Origin of the sequence: Paenibacillus sp. GYB004 (genome assembly GCF_036577605.1) — a bacterium.
GTDB classification, from domain to species: Bacteria; Bacillota; Bacilli; order Paenibacillales; family NBRC-103111; genus Paenibacillus_AB; species Paenibacillus_AB oceani.
The window spans coordinates 47,184-63,165 of the sequence record NZ_JARBDB010000069.1; the positions used below are offsets into that span (position 1 = coordinate 47,184).

Below are 15,982 nucleotides of genomic sequence, written 5' to 3' on the forward strand. Positions count from 1 at the left end.
CACCCGACTAAATCGATAGTCCTTGTTTTCGCATCCGCGCCGCTGCAATCAGTTCCTTGGCGGTGCTGTCCAGCAGCCCTTGCTCCATCTCCTCGCCGAAGCCGTCCGGCAGCAAGCCGTTCGCCACCATGACGGAGAGGCCCAGCTGGAATATTCTCATTTTGAACAGCAGCCCCTTCAGCTCCTCCTCCGTGAACCCTTCAAGCTCCGGATCAGACTTCATATGGGCGACCAGAACGGTCAGTTCTTCCTCGTACCCGCTCATACGATCATTCGGCTTCAGCACCAGGTCGCGGAACAGCACGCTGTATTCTCTGGCGAATCGCAAACTGGCCGCACCGATATCGTGAAACGGGTTGCCGGTATCGTGCTCCTTCAGCAAACGCCGGGACAGCTCGAAGATGCTGCGGACGACCTCGCCGGTCAGCTCCTCGACGTCTTTGAAATTAACATAGATCGGCGCGATCGAGCTTCCCAGCTTATCGGCTACTTTCCGGATCGTAATCCCGCCTAGTCCTTCCGCTTTAGCGATTTCGAAGGCGGCGTCGATGATCGATTGTTTCGTAAATTTGGCTTTAGGCGGCATGAGCCTTCCCTTCTTTTGAATATCATTTGTTATATATCATTTGATACATAATGCAATCATACCGGAAATTCGTTCCTGTTTCAACCATCCATTTCCGCTCACCGTTTTCATTCCACACCAAAAAAGCCCTTCAACAAACGAAAGGCTTTTCCCGGCTCGCGCTATTCTCTTTACAATCGTAGTATTCCAAAATCCGGTTTCCCTGTTCCAGCGGTCATACTCACCATTTCATCCGGTAGATCGCCTTGTTCTCCAGCCCCCGGATCATCGGCGTCCATTCTTCATGCTCCGGCGTCGTTTGCAAGGCGTCCTCCACCATTTGCAGCTTGGCGTCCAACGCGTCGATATGGTGCAGCGCGACGGCCTCGGCGGTTTGCGGCTGCACGGGGCTGCCCCATTCTCCCAGATTGTGATGGGACAAGACGAGATGCTGCAAAGCAAGCACCCGCTCCGATTGCAGATCGATTCCTTCGACCAGGGCGGCCTCGGTAATCCAGTTGGAAGCCATCGAAATATGGCCGACCAGCTTGCCTTGGACGCTGTAGTCGGATACGATCCCCATCTGTGCGATCATCTCTTCCGGCTTCGCGATATCGTGCAGCACGATGCCCGCCTTGATCAGATCCGGATTAAGGAAAGGCCGCTGCTTGCAGACGAATTCCCCGAGCTCCAGCATTCTCGCGATATGATACGCCAGCCCTGCAAAATAGGCGTGATGATGCGTCTTGGCGGCCGGATAATGGGACAGCTTATCTTCCACCTTTTTCACGCAATAGGAAACGATCGTATGTATATCCCGATCCGTGATGGATTCCACCGTTTGCTTGATCGCAGCAAGCAGGTCCGCCGGACTGATCGGAGCCGAACGGATAAAATCGGTGAGCACGACACCGTCCTCCGGCGTCGTTTTGCGCATTCGCGTGATCTTGATCTGCAGCTTCTCCCGGTAAGTCTGAACGAGCCCTTGCACCTTGACGAGCCCCATCGGGAAAAACGTTTCCTTGTCGGTAGGCGAGACGTCCCAGTATTTAGCCGGCAGTTGACCGCTCGAATCGCACAGGACGATATCGAAATAGTCTTTGGCAGGCGTTGAATTCGTTTGTTTGACTTCCAGTTCCTTCAATAAGTAATAGCCGACAAACTCGTCTTGACTCGATAAGCTTTTAATTGCAGTCATTAGCTTCCCTCCAGTATGGTTACCTCCAGTATACTACCTAATCCGCCGCCGGTGTTCAGCTTTCTTTCCTTGAGCTTTACGATTTTGCGAAATGCCTGCACAAGGGTACGGCCCTGCGGATGACCCGGGATGGGCCGCTGCCAATGACTCGACGAAACCGGCCTATTCCCCGCGCGCTCTCGTAGGTCGGGATCGCCGCCGCTTGCCTGGCAGCCCCGAACGTCCCCCGTCGCGCACAAAAAAGCCGCCCGGCGGGAAACCCTCAGGCGGCAGCTTTCGTTTCTGAACAGGCGCGTTATTTCGCGTTTTTCTGTTTGATCTCCTCAATCGCTTTGTTCGCCGCCTCGTTCGCTTCGCGCAAAGCCGTATTGATATCTTTCTGGTTCAAAATAATTTTCGTGAACGCGCTCGAAAATTGAGATGCAGCCGCCGTATCCGCTGCCGTGTAATCGCCGATCGGCGCCCGTTTCTCCGGGAACATCGAGGTAATGTTTTTGCCCTTGAACTTGGCCATCGATTCGCCATACGTTTTAATAATTTCTTTATCGTTCAGTACGGTGGCGCGGCCCGCTTTCGTATTCAGCAGCTGATATTCTTTCGAGACGAGGTAATGAATGACGTCAAAGGCGAGCTCTTTGTTTTTGCTCAGCGTCGTCATCGACAAGTAGGCCGGATAGCTTTGCGGACCTACGCCGGGCGCCTGCTCGTACGAGGGCACTTTCACTACGTCCCAGTTCATATCCTCCGGAGGCGTGCCTCCGCTGTAGTTCGTATACATGGCTGCGGTCCGGTCCTTCTCGAACATCGCCCGCATCGCCGCTACCGTCGTATTCTCCGCCGTCCAGGTCATTCCGCTGATCTGGAAAAACGGCACGATGCTCTGCATGAACTTCGTCCAGTCTTCATTATCGATTTGCGCCTTGCCGGTTTTCGAATCGACGTATTTGAGCCCAAGCTGGTTCGTATTGGCCTGCGAGCCCGCCGCCGTCACATAACCGACGTATTGGATGTCGCCGTCTTTACGAGTCAACTTTTTGGCGATCTCGAGTATTTCCGACCAGGTCATATTGTCCTTCGGGTAACCGACTCCGAACTTGTCGAACAAATCTTTGTTGTAGAACAATCCGGCCGAAGCGGTCCATACCGGGAGCGAATGAATTTGCCCGTTGCCGATTTTCCGCTGGAACTCGATCGCGGTTTGTTCAAACTGGTTCAGATCCAATCCGCTTGCTTTGATGTAAGGCGTCATATCCATATGGATGCCGTAATTACGGAACGACTCCGCATAACCGATCGAGTCGAATATAATATCGATCGTCGTACCGGCCGCGATCAGATCAGGCAAGGTAGAGCCTTTTGTATTCGGAATAAATTTGACCGTCACATCCGGGAACTTTTTGCGAATCGCATCGCCGTACATCGAATCGAACGCTTTCTCGTCAATGGTGCCGCCTGCCGTGTACATCGTGATCTCTCTCGGTCCGGTATTGACCGGCTTGCTGGCAGTCGGAGGATTATCTTTCGCCTCCGGGCCGGCCGCTTGACCGCCCTGGCTCCCTCCGGCTCCGCCGCATGCTGCTAGCGCTGATGCCGTTAAAGCGGTTACAACCATTAAACTGATTCGTCTCTGATTCACGATCGTTCGACCTCCTCGTTTATGTGAAGCGCTTACAATCACATGTATATTATATGTATTAAGATGTGAATTTGGTGTGAATTGAATACAACTATGTAACAATTTATTAACAAGAAGTTTACAACATTTACTGCAACATAACGACTGGTGGATCACGTCTCCCCTTGCCCACACTCAAAAAAAGATTGTCATCTTATCGGAAACTGGTATGATGGTAGCTGTCGGATTTTTTTGACCGGCCGCGGTTCGTAACCATCCCGCGTTATCAAAACTAAGGAGGCATTATTCGATGTTCAATTTGGTTTGGGGCATCCTGTTTATGCTCGTTCATTTCGGGCTGTTTTTGCTGTGCTACCGGTTATTCGGCAAGAAGGGGCTGTATTCCTGGATCGGCTTTGCGACGGTTCTCGCCAACATCCAGGTGACGAAAACGATCGAGATGCCTTTGCTCGTGACAGGCGGAATCGTCATGACCCTCGGCAATACGATCTATACTTCGATTTACATGTCCACCGATCTGCTGAACGAAAAGTACGGTACGCAGGCGGCCAGGCAGGCGGTATGGTTCGGGTTTTTCAGCATGCTCGCTTCGCTTGTCATTATGCAGATGACGCTGGCGTTCGTTCCCCAGGAAGGCGATCTCGCCCAGGAGTCGCTGCAGACGATTTTCGGCCTGCTGCCGCAAATCGCGGCGGGCAGCTTGTGCGCCTACTTCGTCAGCCAGTTTCTCGATGTCCGCGTGTTCGCTTACCTGAAACGCAAGTTCCCGGTGCGCAACCAATTCTGGATTCGCATCAACGGCAGCACCCTGCTCAGCCAGCTGGTCGATTCGCTCGTCTTCTGCACGATCGCGTTTGCGACCGAATATCCGTTCGACATTTGGCTGCAAATTTTCATTACGACCTATTTGTTCAAAATGATCATATCGATAGCGTCGACCCCGGTTTTATACTGGGCCCGCAGCTTCAAAATCAAGGAAGACTAGTTCAAATTCAGAGCTAATGATGTGGCTTGAAAAGGAAAGCCGGCCGCTGGCTAACGTCTATTCATCCCATAAGATAAGCTCTGAAATTGTATTAGGCAGCGGCATGCCACAAGCCGCCTGGTAGGCAAACAAACAGGTAGAACCAATAAGCGGACACCAACAGGCGGCGCAAACAGACAGCCGCCAAAAAACAGTTGCCAGTCGGCAGACACCAACGGGCCGTTGCCAATAAGCGGACACCAACAAACCCTCCAACTCCGCCGTTCTGCGGATTTAGAGGGTTTGTCGTTTTCCGGCTATTCTCATTTTGCGATCGTTACGGTTTTGCTTCTCGAAGAAAGCCGTTCAGCTTCCCCATCATATCCCGATACTCTTTGGAATCAGTCATTTCCTTCACATGACGGTCCCAGTCGGCCAGTGACGCTTCGCCGGTTATGACTTTGACTTTCAACTCCTGAAGCTTGCGGTTCAACTCGCCGTATTCGCCTGTCGCGAACAAAGCGTTTGCCTGCGGCAGCGTTTTGCCGGCATACGACACGTCCTGCCAAGCGTACACCGCGTACCGGTACCCGTCCCGGGTCGAATCGGACAGCTGGTCGAACAGCGCCTTCTGTGGAAACAGCGACGTCGTGCCGAACACATTGTCCAGCACGGACCGGTCCGCTTCGCCGAGTCCGGATATGCCGCTCCAATCGTTTTCGCTTGCGGCGATTCCGCGGTCGAGCCAGTCCAGGATCGCTTCCGCTTTGTCCTTCGGCACCGTGCGCGGGATGATGTAAAGCCCGGATTCCTCCGTGCTCCAAGGCGCGATCGCGCCGCCTGTCCCCTTCAGCCCCGGAATCGGCATCCAGCGTGCGGAGAATTTGTCGGACGTGCCGGCTTCGACGGTCAGCTTCGCCGCCTGTTCAGCGGTGATCGCGGCAAGACCGGCCCGGCCTTGACTGAGCTTGGATACGACGCGCTCGCTGCCGGTTTGCGCAAACTCTTTATCGACCAAGCCGGCTTTGTAGGCGCGGGCGAGCCAGTCCAGCGCGGCCCGCTGTTCTTTCCCCGCCGCGTTATCGACGACTTTCCCGCCGGCCCCGGCAAACCGCACGGGACTTCCCGTGAACGCCTGCTCCACCCAGGACAAGGTGCCGAGCCCGTTGCCGTCCACACGCCCCGTGATGCCGATCGTATTATGCTTGCCGTCCCCATCCGGGTCGTTATGAACGAACTTATCCAACACCGCGAACAATTGGTCCATCGTCTCCGGCATGATAAGTCCGAGGCGGTCCAGCCAATCTTGGCGGATCGCGGGAAAAGCCGCAGCATTCGGATGACTCGGGCGCGGAATGCCGTACAGCCTTCCGCCGATGCTGCGTGCAGCCGCAGCATCGCCGGACGCCAGCGCTTTCAGCCGCGGATACTTCTCGAGCATATCCGTCAGATCGGCCGCGAACGACTGGAGCAGTTCATCCGAGTAGCGGTAAGGGTTGCCGAGCAGCATCAGATCGGTCGGATCTCCTGCCGCGATCCGGATATTGACCCGGTCGTTGTATTGTTCCGGCGCATAAATCGAGAAGCGGATATCGGACTTCCACTCCGTCTTGAAGTATTCGGTCAGCTTGTCCGGAGCGTCCAGAACGCCGTTGTCCGAACGGGTTCCTACGCTGAAGCGCACCGGCGCATCCGGGTCGCTCACCACGGCGGCTTGATCCAACGCGTTCCAGCTGACTTTCAAGCCGCTGGCCTCGGCCGGCATCCGCAGCGGAACCCACAAGAGGTCGCCTTCGATATACGGCGCAACCGGCAGTTCAACCGCCGCGCTTCCTTTGACGTTCATCTCTCCATGTCCGACGCGAAATACGAGAGTCTCGCCGCTTGCGCGGCTTGCCGTCAGCTCGAGTTGCCCGGAGTTCCACTCCAGGCTGTAGCCGATGCCCTCCAGCAGCGCTCTCGCCGGGACGACCGTAGTCCCGTCCTTCATCGCAGGAGCCGCCGGCCACATCACGACCGGTCCTTCGAAAACAATCCGCACCGCCCGGGAATCGGCCGCTGCCTCAACGCCTGGAGGCGCATCGCTCCAAGGCCAGCCGTTAGGCACATCGGCATAGGCCGGAGCCGCCCCCGCTAACGATAGTGCCGCTACGCACAACGCAGCCGGTATCGTCTTCCAGCTTTTTTTGCTTGATTCAGCTTTATCGTTAACCAAAAAGTCCCCCCGCCTTTCTATTCGTTACCCTTACAAAGTTAGACGTTATTCCCCATAGGAAAGTTTCCCTTCGGACAACATTTCGACATTTCCCCTTCCGGTTACGGACCTTTGGGCCACAGCCTGTATGAAGCTCCGCCGATCGAGTCTCCGCGGGCGCCGGACGCCCCGATATGGTATACTGGATTGCAGCGGACCCGCAGTGGAGCAAGGCTGCAATTTATTTCAGATCAGGGGGACAGGCAGGTTGAAAATCCACATCGTCGCCGGTATTCTCGTCGGTTACTTCAACGATATTTGGCAAATGGTGCTTGTAGCCTCGGTATTATGGGGCATCGTGTTTTGCGCATTTATGCTCAAATCGTACAAGGAGCGCAAAGAACGGTACTTGGCCCGATTAAAATCGCTGGACAAAGAGAAAGAATTCGGGCTGTCGCCGAAGATCGCTTATTACATCCGGGAGTTTATTATGGCGGTTGGCATGGCCTTCATGATCGGCACGATTACGTTGACGGTCAAATCGATGGCCGGTTGACGCGCTGCTCAAGGTTCAAAGATGCCGCTCCATTTGACGGCGGGACTGGAGCGGACGGCGTCTGTCGGCCGGGCAGGCCGCCGGCTGTTTACTAAGTTCACTTCAGTACGCGGGCCGGTTCCTCGGCGAACAGCGCCGTGCTTCCAGTCCCCGTTTGTCATTTCATAAACTCCGCTTCCTAGAGCAAAATTCGGCTTGAACATCCCATCGTTCACATAAATCGTCACGACTTGCTCGTTTTCGCACTCTTCGATCCGTGTTTCTCCACGACGAATCCTGAATCGGGAGATGCCGGTCCAGAACGCCCGCCAATTCGCCCCACCTGTCCATCCGTCCATCCGCTCCGATCGTCCAATCCGTCCCGACCGTCGCGTCGCTATTTTCGACAAAATGCCCATCCTCGCCATCCATAATGAAAGTCTGATTCGGCTCCCTTTCGCTCTCGCTGCGGTATAGTGAATCCGGAACAGCTCATCCCAGTGGCTTATACGGAACAGCAGCGGCCGATCCTGAGATGCTTGCCCACATGTAGACCGCATGCCACATAGTACTGCCCAACCTCTCTATCTCCTTCCAGTATTGACAAATTAGTAGGGTTATACGACATCTATTCCGGCATTTCCTGCTTCTTTCGACAGATTCAGTGACGACGCGAGCCTTTCATCCGGGTAGTTGAGGTTCCAGCCAGAAGGACTGCGGGCGGAAGAAGCATTGGAGCGGAATGTATATATACATGGAGGGCACATGGGCGTGTTCGCACGAGGAGTACGATGCAACGCGAGGCAGTGTGTGGTGTTATGAGGGACTTCCCAAATAACATTAGTTAGTTTGTGAGACGGTATTAGGTACTCCAAAGTAACATTAGGGGTATGTGAGAGGTATTAGGTACTTCAAAGTAACATTAGGAGTCTGTGAGACCGTATAAGGTACTTCAAAAAAATATTAAGGAGGTTGAGGCGATTTGAGGGACTTCCCAGGTAGCCAAGTTAACATTAGGGAGTATGAGGTACTACCAAGATAACTTGGGGAGATACGAGGTAATCAATAAGAAATGATTGCAGCTTCTATTTCGGACAAAACTTCCGTTTTTGGAAAATAAGAGTTGTTTGTACCCCTTATTTCAGACAATTGTGCGGATTTCACGGCTACGAGCAGGAAATAAGAGCCCCTAGAAGCTCTAAATATCGCATCTTTGGGCAAATCCCGCAAAATAAGAGGTGCAAACATCTGCTATCGCTTTCGGATCGCTACCGAATCGCTGATCGCTGCCCGGTCCCCTACCAGATAGCTCCCCGAAAGAGCCGCAGAGCGGTTGCTCCGAAATGCGCGCCGCAAACTCACACAAAGCGGAACAACCCAACCATCTGCCAGACAGCTCTGCGAGGCCTTGCAACAACTTGCAACAACTTGCAACAACTTTCACCAGCTTACAGCCGGTTACAGCCTACAGCCAGGTGCTGTCCGCATTCATCGGCATCGGCTCCGGAGATTCGCACGAGCTGTGCATCTCATAATGCTTCCCTTGATCGGAAGCGTCATGGAAGCCGTGCATCGCCTCCAGCACGTGGTAGGCGAGATCGCCGTTCGCGCGATGCGGCCGGTTTTCCGCAATCGCTCGGGCGATATCGAGCACGCCGACGCCGCGGCTGTTCTCGGCAAAGCCGTGCGACAGCGGAATCTCGGTCCAGTCCTTCGCCCCTTTGCGGCGGTACAGCACCGGTCCGCCGAACGTGTTCGGGTCGGGTACCTTCAGCGAGCCTTCGCTTCCGTAGATTTCGATGCGGGGCAAGCCCGAACCGCCCATCACGTCGAAGCTCGTGATGATCGTACCGATCGCGCCGGAAGCGAATTCTAGCAAGCCCGCGATATGCGTCGGGGTGTCGACCTGAATCATTTGGCCGTATTTCGGCTCGCTCGTAATGCGCCGTTCCGGGAAGCTCGTCTTCGTCATGCCCGCGATCCGGCTGATCGGACCAAGCGCCGCCACCAGCGCAGTCAAATAATAAGGTCCCATATCGAACATCGGGCCGCCGCCGGCTTTATAGAAAAATACCGGATCGGGATGCCAGTTCTCCGGACCGCGGCTCAGCATGAACGCCGTAGCGGCGACCGGCTGGCCGATCCAGCCGTCGCGGATCAGCTTGATGCTCGTCTGGATGCCGCCCCCGAGGAACGTATCCGGCGCACAGCCGACACGCAGCCCTTTCTCCTTCGCCAGCTCGACGATTTTGCGGCCGTCTTCGCGCGTAACCGCAAGCGGTTTCTCGACATACACATGCTTGCCGGCATTCAGCGCCCGCAAGCATACTTCCGCATGAGCGGCCGGAATCGTCAAATTGATCACAAGATCGATCGCCGGATCGGCCAGCAGCTCTTCGACGGAGCAGGCTTTCGCCACGCCGAACTCCTCGGCCCGGGCCTGGGCGCGGCTGACGTCCAGATCAGCGCAGGCCACAACTTCGAGGGCCCGGTACGTTTTGCAGTTTTTGAAATAGATGGCGCTAATATTGCCGCACCCGATAATGCCTACGCGAACTTTCTCCATGGAACTTAACCCCTCCGCCTTCAATCGAGATGAACGGTTCCCCCGCTTATTCCATTCCGCAGCTGCGGTCCACTCTCATACTGCCGGACTACAGCTGGCTGTCTCCCATTCCCGTATACGCTGCGCCCTTCTCTACAGCCGATCCTTTCGCCGCTGACGCCGCCGCTTCCGCCGCAAGCCGCTTACCTTCCGCCGCCCATACGAAACCGCGGCGCATCATCAGCTTCACCTGCGGGATCTCCACGACGCTGGCGACGTGCCCGAGCGAACAGTAAAAGACACGCCCGACGCCCCATCGCTTCGTCCAGACGACCGGCATATCGACGGCCTTGTTCAGCGAGTGCGGACCCGCCGCCACCGGAAATCGCGTCGTAGCGAGCACTTCGACAGCCGGATCAACGTGCATGTAATACTGCTCGGTCTTGACGCCGAAATCGTCGATGCCTTCGAGCAGAGGACTGGAGCTGCTCTTGATGTTCACGGTATACTCGACGGAATCGTTTCCGGGATGCGCCACCCACTGCCCGCCGGTCATAAACTGCCAGTCGACGTTCGTGCGGAACGCGTCGCACATGCCGCCGTGGCAGCCTGCGATCCCTACGCCGCTCTGTACCGCTTTGGATACGCCGGCTACCTGCTCCTTCTCGATCTGTCCCATCGTCCATACCGGCACGATCAGATCGAGCGACTTCAGCTTCTCCTCGTCGGCAAACGTCTCCAGCGTGTCGGACAGCTCTACCCGGAACCCTTCCTCTTCGAGCACCGTCCGGAAAATGGCGGCCACTTCCTCCGGCTGGTGTCCGAGCCAGCCGCCCCAAACGATTAATGCTTGCTTGCTGCTCATATGTACCGGCGCCTCCTTCACATGTCGGCGATCGAGATCCAGCGTTTTTCGCCGATCGACCGCTCCACCGCTTCGAGAACCGCCTGGCACGACACTCCGTCATGAAAGTTCGGCACGGGTTGGCGGTTTTCCTGCAACGCTTGCATCATTTCTACCATTTCATGGATGAACGTATGTTCATAGCCGATCGTATGTCCCGGAGGCCACCATGCTTCGGAATAAGCATGAGCGGGATCGGTCGCGAGCACGCGGCGGAATCCTTGCACGTCGGCCGGATCGTCCTTGAAATACACCTGCAGCTCGTTCATCCGTTCAAAATCGAACTTGACGCTGCCGAGACTGCCGTTTATTTCGAAGCCGTTCGTACAGCGGTGCCCCGCGGCAAACCGGGTCGCCTCAAAGCTGCCGAGCGCGCCGCTTCCGAAGCGGGCCAGAAACAACGTCGCATCGTCGACCGTAACCTCGCCTTTTGGAGCGTCCTTGCTCCCTTGAGCGCTCAGTCCGGTCATCTCGCTCGGCATCGGACGTTCCTTGACGAACGTCTCGCTCATGCCGACGACCTCGGTCATCTCGCCTACCAAATACCGCGCCATATCGATCAGATGCGCCCCGAGATCCCCATGCGCGCCCGAACCCGCCACCCGTTTATCCAGCCGCCAGACGAGAGGGAAATCCGGATCGAGAATCCAGTCCTGCAAAAAGACGGCGCGGAAGTGGTAAACCCGGCCGAGCCGCCCTTCCTCGATCAGCTTCTTCGCCAGCCTTACGGCAGGCGCGAACCGGTAATTAAAGCCGACCATATGCTTGACGCCGGCTTCCTCGGCCGCCTGCAGCATCTCTCTCGCATCCGCAAGCGTCAGCGCCAGCGGCTTCTCGCAGAACAGATGCTTGCCGGCCTTTGCCGCCGCGAGGGCGATCTCCTTGTGCGCATCGCTCGGCGCATTGATGTCGATCAGGTCGATATCGTCTCTCCCGACGATCTCCCGCCAATCGGTCGAAAATTCCTCCCAGCCGAACTGCGCGGCCGCCCGGCGCACCGCTTCCTCGTTCCGCCCGCCGATCACCTTCATGACGGGCTTCGCCGTATCCGGGAAAAACATCGGGAGATCCCGGTAAGCGTGACTGTGCGCTTTCCCCATAAACTTATAACCGATCATGCCGATCCGAACCTGCTCCATCGTCTACTTCCCCCTTACCCTCGGATAATATAGCCGATCCTGCCGATTATGACATACGGAACGCGCTCAAAGCCGCTTGAAGCTCGCGCGTATCCGCATACACCCGCTTATATAGCGGATACAGCTCCGCGTATTTCGCCGCCTCCGCCGCGCGCGGCCGGTACTTCCTGCTCCGCTTGATGAATACCGAGGCGCATTTTGCGAGCGAACCGAACCAGCCGCAGCCGTACGCCGCCAGCATCGCGGCTCCGAGCGCCGGCCCTTGCTCGCTTTCCAGCTTATGAATATCAGCTTCGAACAGGTCCGCCTGCAGCTGCAGCCAGCTGTCGTTTTTGGCCCCTCCGCCGATCGAGACGAGCGAGTCGATACGCTGGCCCGATTCGCGAAGCAGCTCCAGCGACTCCTTCAAGGAAAACGTGATCCCTTCGACGACCGCCCTCGTGAAGTGCGCAAGCGTATGGGAGGCGTCCATCCCGATGAAGCTCGCCCGAATCAGCGCATCCGCATGCGGCGTCCGCTCCCCGACGAGATACGGCGTGAAGAGCAGCCCGCCCGCTCCGGGAGCGGTCTCGTCCAGCCCCTTCAGCAGCTCTCCGAACGGGACGTCCGGCGCAAACGTGTCCTTGAACCATTGCAGGCTGTAGCCGGCCGCGAGCGTAACGCCCATCGCATAAAAGCTGTCCGCTTTGCCGTGATTGAAAAAGTGCAGCTTCCCTTTATAGTCCGCCCCGCCGTCTCCGGCATAAGACAGGACGACTCCGGATGTCCCGATGCTGCAAAGCGTCTCGCCTTCGGATATAATCCCTGCGCCGATCGCCCCGCAAGCGTTGTCCGCGCCGCCTGCATAAACGTTCACCGTAACCGGCAAGCCGGTCTCGGCGGCAATGTCCGGCAGCAGGGCGCCGGTGTTCGCGTGAGATTCGACCAGCGGGGCGCACAGCGACAAATCGATTCCGCAGGCGGAAGCGATCTCGGAGCTCCACCGCTTGCCCGCCACATCGAGCAGCAGCGTGCCCGCCGCGTCGGAATATTCGGCGGCGATCTGCCCGGTCAGCCGGTAGCGCAAATAATCTTTGGGCAGCAGGAACAGGGCGGCTTGCGCATACAGCACCGGTTCATGCCGCTTCACCCATAGCAGCTTCGGCAGCGTGAAACCTTCCAGCGCCTTGTTTTTGGCGACAGTCAGCAGCCGATCGCCGAGTACGGCTTCAATCTCCCGGCATTCCTTCGTCGTGCGCGTATCGTTCCACAAGATCGCATGACGGAGCACCCGCCGGTCCGCATCCAGCAGAACGAGTCCGTGCATCTGCCCGGAGAAGCTCAGTCCTTCCACGTCCGCCGGATCGATGCCCGACACAGTTACGAGTTCCCGCAAGGCGCCGACCGTTCCGTCCACCCACAGTTCAGGGTCCTGCTCGTTATAGCCGGGCTTCTCCTGAATAAGCGGATAGGCTCGCGACGCCTCCCCGCATACGCGGCCTTCCTTGTCGATCAGCAGCGCCTTAACCGCGCTTGTACCGAGATCAACCCCAATGACATATCCCACTGGCAGCACTCCTTTCTCCACTACATTTCTACCCGAATTTATTGCTCCGCCAGCAAATATTGGTTCAGAACCGCCTTCAGCCTTTCCTGACGGCCGGAGCGGTTGCGGATCGTATCGTTTTGCAGCGCATACGCCTCGAGACTGGCCAGCGTGGCTTTGCCGGAGACAATGTCGAGCCCGATGCCTTCTTTAAATGTAGCGTACCGCCGGTCGATCGCATCCTCGAACACCCGGTCCTCCAGCAGCCGCGCCGCCACCTTAAGCCCTTTCGCATACGCGTCCATCCCGGCGATATGAGCGTGGAACAAATCGTCCGGCTCAAACGAGCCGCGCCGCACTTTTGCGTCGAAATTAATCCCGCCCCGGCCGATGCCGCCGTTTTGCAGCACCTCGTACATCGTCAGCGTCGCCGCATACAGATCGGTCGGGAACTCGTCGGTATCCCAGCCGAGCAGCAGATCGCCCTGATTCGCATCGAGCGAGCCGAGCATGCCGTGCATCCGGGCAACGCGCAACTCGTGCTCGAACGTATGACCCGCAAGCGTCGCATGATTCGCTTCGAGGTTCAGCTTAAAATGATCCTTCAGCCCGTAATGCTGGAGAAACGAGACCGTCGTCGCCGCATCGAAATCGTATTGGTGCTTGGTCGGCTCCTTCGGCTTCGGCTCGATCAGAAACTGGGCGTCGAATCCGATCTCGGACGCATAATCGATCGCCATCCGGTACAGCCGCGCGAGATTGTCCAGCTCCAGCTGCATATCCGTATTCAGCAGCGTCTCGTAGCCTTCCCGTCCGCCCCAGAACACGTAATTTTCCGCGCCGAGCGCTTTGCCGACTTCCAGCCCTTTCTTGACCTGGGCCGCTGCGTAAGCGTATACATCGGCGTTGCTCGTCGTTCCCGCTCCATGGACGAACCGCGGATGCGTGAACATATTGGCCGTATTCCACAGCAGCTTGACTCCGGTAGACTTCATAGACTCCTGAATGATTGCGACGATCGTGTCGAGGTTGCGGTTCGTCTCCCGCAGCGTATCCCCTTCCGGAGCGATATCGCGGTCATGGAAGCAAAAATAAGGAACGTTCAGCTTCACGATCAGCTCGAAGGCAGCCTCCACCCGGGCTTTCGCCAAATCCATGCCGGTGTACCGGTCCCACGGACGCTCCGCCGTACCCGCTCCGAACGGGTCGCTTCCCGTGCCCGTCAACGCATGCCAGTACGCTACCGCAAATCGCAGATGATCGCGCATCGGCTTGCCCGCTACGACCTCACCGGGATTGTAATGCTTAAATGCGAGCGGGTTGCCTGACGAAGCGCCTTCATACCCGATCCGCTCGATGCCGGAAAAATAAGACAAGACCGATCCCTCCATACTCGGATGTTTTTCATTACACATAAAACGGCTAACGTCCAATTACCGGAACAAACCAAAACCATTCATCATTTCAAAACCATCATAGCAAACAATCCAAACTTTGTACATCGATTAAACAAAGTTTTTGAGTACCAACCGGTTGTGTTTTCAGACAAACTAAAATAAACTGGATTCATTAGTTTAACGCTTGTACAAACGAGGGAGATCCATTGCAAACAACCGGAGATCAGCATTTAGTCAAAAAAATAAATAAAACGATCGTCCTGGAAGCGATCAAAAAAGAAAGCCCGCTGTCGCGGGCGCAGTTGTCGGAGATGACGGGCCTTAACAAAGGAACCGTATCGACCCTCGTGAGCGAGCTGATCGAAGAAAAGCTCGTCTATGAGATCGGACTCGGTCGCTCGAGCGGCGGCCGCAAGCCGGTCATGCTGCTGTTCAACAAAACGGCGGGATACGCAATCGGCGTCGATCTCGGCGTCCGTTATCTGCTTGCCGTGCTAACCGATCTGGACGGAAAAATCGTCAGCGAGCGCCAGGTCGAGCTGGAGCGGCGCGAGGCCGGCTATGTGCTGCCCGTTCTTGCGGATACCGTCCGCTCGCTGGCTGATGCCGCTCCGGACAGCCCTTACGGCGTCGTCGGCGTCGGGATCGGAGTCGCCGGCATCGTCGACGATAAAGGGACCGTGCTGTTCGCGCCGAATCTGGAGTGGCGGCAGGTCGAGCTACAGCGGCTGCTCGCGGAAGAGCTCGGGCTGCCCGTAACGATCGGCAACGAGGCGAACGCCGGAGCGCTCGGCGAGATGCAATACGGGGCGGGCCAAGAAGCGTCCGATCTCGTCTACTTAAGCGTCGGCACCGGCATCGGAGCGGGCATCGTCGTCGGCGGCCGGATCTTGCCGGGAACCGGCGGATTCGCCGGCGAGATCGGTCATACGACGATCGAGCAGAACGGCAGGAAATGCAGCTGCGGCAATAAAGGCTGCTGGGAGCAGTACGCTTCCGAGAAAGCGCTGCTGGAAGCGGCAAAGCCGCTCGGCGTCGAGCGGCTGGGTAAACTTGTGGAACTCGCGGAAAGCGGCTCTACGGAAGCGATCCGGCTGTTCCACGAGGTCGGCGAGAGCCTCGGGCTCGGCATCGCCAATATCGTCAATACGCTGAATCCCGATCTGATTCTGATCGGCAACCAGATGACCCGCGCCGAGCCGTGGATCCGCAGTTCGATCGAACGCGTCGTCACGTCCCGCTCGCTGCCGTTCCACCGGAAGCAGGCGCAGATCCGCTTCGCTTCATTAGATACGCATTCTACCGTGCTGGGCAGCGCATATGATGCGATATCCGCCTTTTTCTCCAAGGACCGGATCTCCTTGTAGCCGACCATTTCCG

The 15,982-nt window shown here is 56.9% G+C and carries 13 protein-coding genes; 3 read left to right on the forward strand and 10 right to left on the reverse strand.

The genetic code is table 11. The features are described 5' to 3' along the window. Positions 1–7: 7 nt before the first annotated feature. The 3 genes from PV433_RS31715 to PV433_RS31725 all read right to left on the reverse strand — a co-directional run bounded on the left by PV433_RS31715 (position 8) and on the right by PV433_RS31725 (position 3,399). Positions 8–586 carry a TetR/AcrR family transcriptional regulator gene (locus tag PV433_RS31715; RefSeq protein ID WP_332075976.1) on the reverse strand — a complete coding sequence of 193 codons (579 nt, stop codon included), beginning with the start codon at positions 584–586 and terminating at the stop codon, positions 8–10. Between the two features lie 220 nt (positions 587–806). Then, complete coding sequence (locus PV433_RS31720) at positions 807–1,763, reverse strand: 3'-5' exoribonuclease YhaM family protein (protein ID WP_332075977.1); 957 nt, start codon at positions 1,761–1,763, stop codon at positions 807–809. Between the two features lie 295 nt (positions 1,764–2,058). Then, the gene (locus PV433_RS31725) at positions 2,059–3,399 is read right to left on the reverse strand and encodes an extracellular solute-binding protein (RefSeq protein ID WP_332075978.1); all 1,341 of its coding nucleotides are present in this window, start codon (positions 3,397–3,399) and stop codon (positions 2,059–2,061) included. Positions 3,400–3,688: 289 nt separating this feature from the next. Between PV433_RS31725 and PV433_RS31730 the strand changes: the two genes are divergently transcribed. Continuing rightward, positions 3,689–4,384, forward strand: coding sequence for a queuosine precursor transporter (locus tag PV433_RS31730; RefSeq protein WP_332075979.1), 696 nt, complete (start codon positions 3,689–3,691; stop codon positions 4,382–4,384). Positions 4,385–4,700: 316 nt separating this feature from the next. Here the strand turns inward: PV433_RS31730 and PV433_RS31735 are convergent, their stop codons facing one another. Beyond that, entirely contained in the window at positions 4,701–6,578 is a 1,878-nt protein-coding gene (locus PV433_RS31735; RefSeq protein ID WP_332075980.1) for an extracellular solute-binding protein, read from the reverse strand. Between the two features lie 247 nt (positions 6,579–6,825). Here PV433_RS31735 and PV433_RS31740 point away from each other — a divergent pair, with 247 nt between their 5' ends. After that, on the forward strand, positions 6,826–7,113 hold the full coding sequence (locus tag PV433_RS31740) for a hypothetical protein (protein WP_332075981.1): 288 nt from the start codon (positions 6,826–6,828) through the stop codon (positions 7,111–7,113). A gap of 8 nt (positions 7,114–7,121) precedes the next feature. Here PV433_RS31740 and PV433_RS31745 read toward each other — a convergent pair whose 3' ends face one another. The 6 genes from PV433_RS31745 to xylA all read right to left on the reverse strand — a co-directional run bounded on the left by PV433_RS31745 (position 7,122) and on the right by xylA (position 14,581). Then, positions 7,122–7,652, reverse strand: coding sequence for a hypothetical protein (locus PV433_RS31745; protein ID WP_332075982.1), 531 nt, complete (start codon positions 7,650–7,652; stop codon positions 7,122–7,124). 905 nt (positions 7,653–8,557) lie between these two features. Then, positions 8,558–9,658 carry a Gfo/Idh/MocA family protein gene (locus PV433_RS31750; RefSeq protein WP_190930858.1) on the reverse strand — a complete coding sequence of 367 codons (1,101 nt, stop codon included), beginning with the start codon at positions 9,656–9,658 and terminating at the stop codon, positions 8,558–8,560. An 88-nt stretch (positions 9,659–9,746) separates the two neighbouring features. Continuing rightward, positions 9,747–10,502 (reverse strand): ThuA domain-containing protein, encoded by a 756-nt coding sequence (locus PV433_RS31755; RefSeq protein WP_332075983.1) that lies wholly within the window; start codon positions 10,500–10,502, stop codon positions 9,747–9,749. A 17-nt stretch (positions 10,503–10,519) separates the two neighbouring features. Further along, complete coding sequence (locus PV433_RS31760; protein ID WP_332075984.1) at positions 10,520–11,680, reverse strand: Gfo/Idh/MocA family protein; 1,161 nt, start codon at positions 11,678–11,680, stop codon at positions 10,520–10,522. A gap of 46 nt (positions 11,681–11,726) precedes the next feature. Then, the gene (gene xylB / locus PV433_RS31765) at positions 11,727–13,226 is read right to left on the reverse strand and encodes a xylulokinase (protein ID WP_332075985.1); all 1,500 of its coding nucleotides are present in this window, start codon (positions 13,224–13,226) and stop codon (positions 11,727–11,729) included. 38 nt (positions 13,227–13,264) lie between these two features. Next, entirely contained in the window at positions 13,265–14,581 is a 1,317-nt protein-coding gene (gene xylA, locus PV433_RS31770) for a xylose isomerase (protein ID WP_332075986.1), read from the reverse strand. A gap of 227 nt (positions 14,582–14,808) precedes the next feature. Here xylA and PV433_RS31775 point away from each other — a divergent pair, with 227 nt between their 5' ends. Further along, positions 14,809–15,969, forward strand: a complete 1,161-nt coding sequence (locus PV433_RS31775; protein WP_332075987.1) for an ROK family transcriptional regulator — start codon at positions 14,809–14,811, stop codon at positions 15,967–15,969. Positions 15,970–15,982 lie beyond the last annotated feature (13 nt).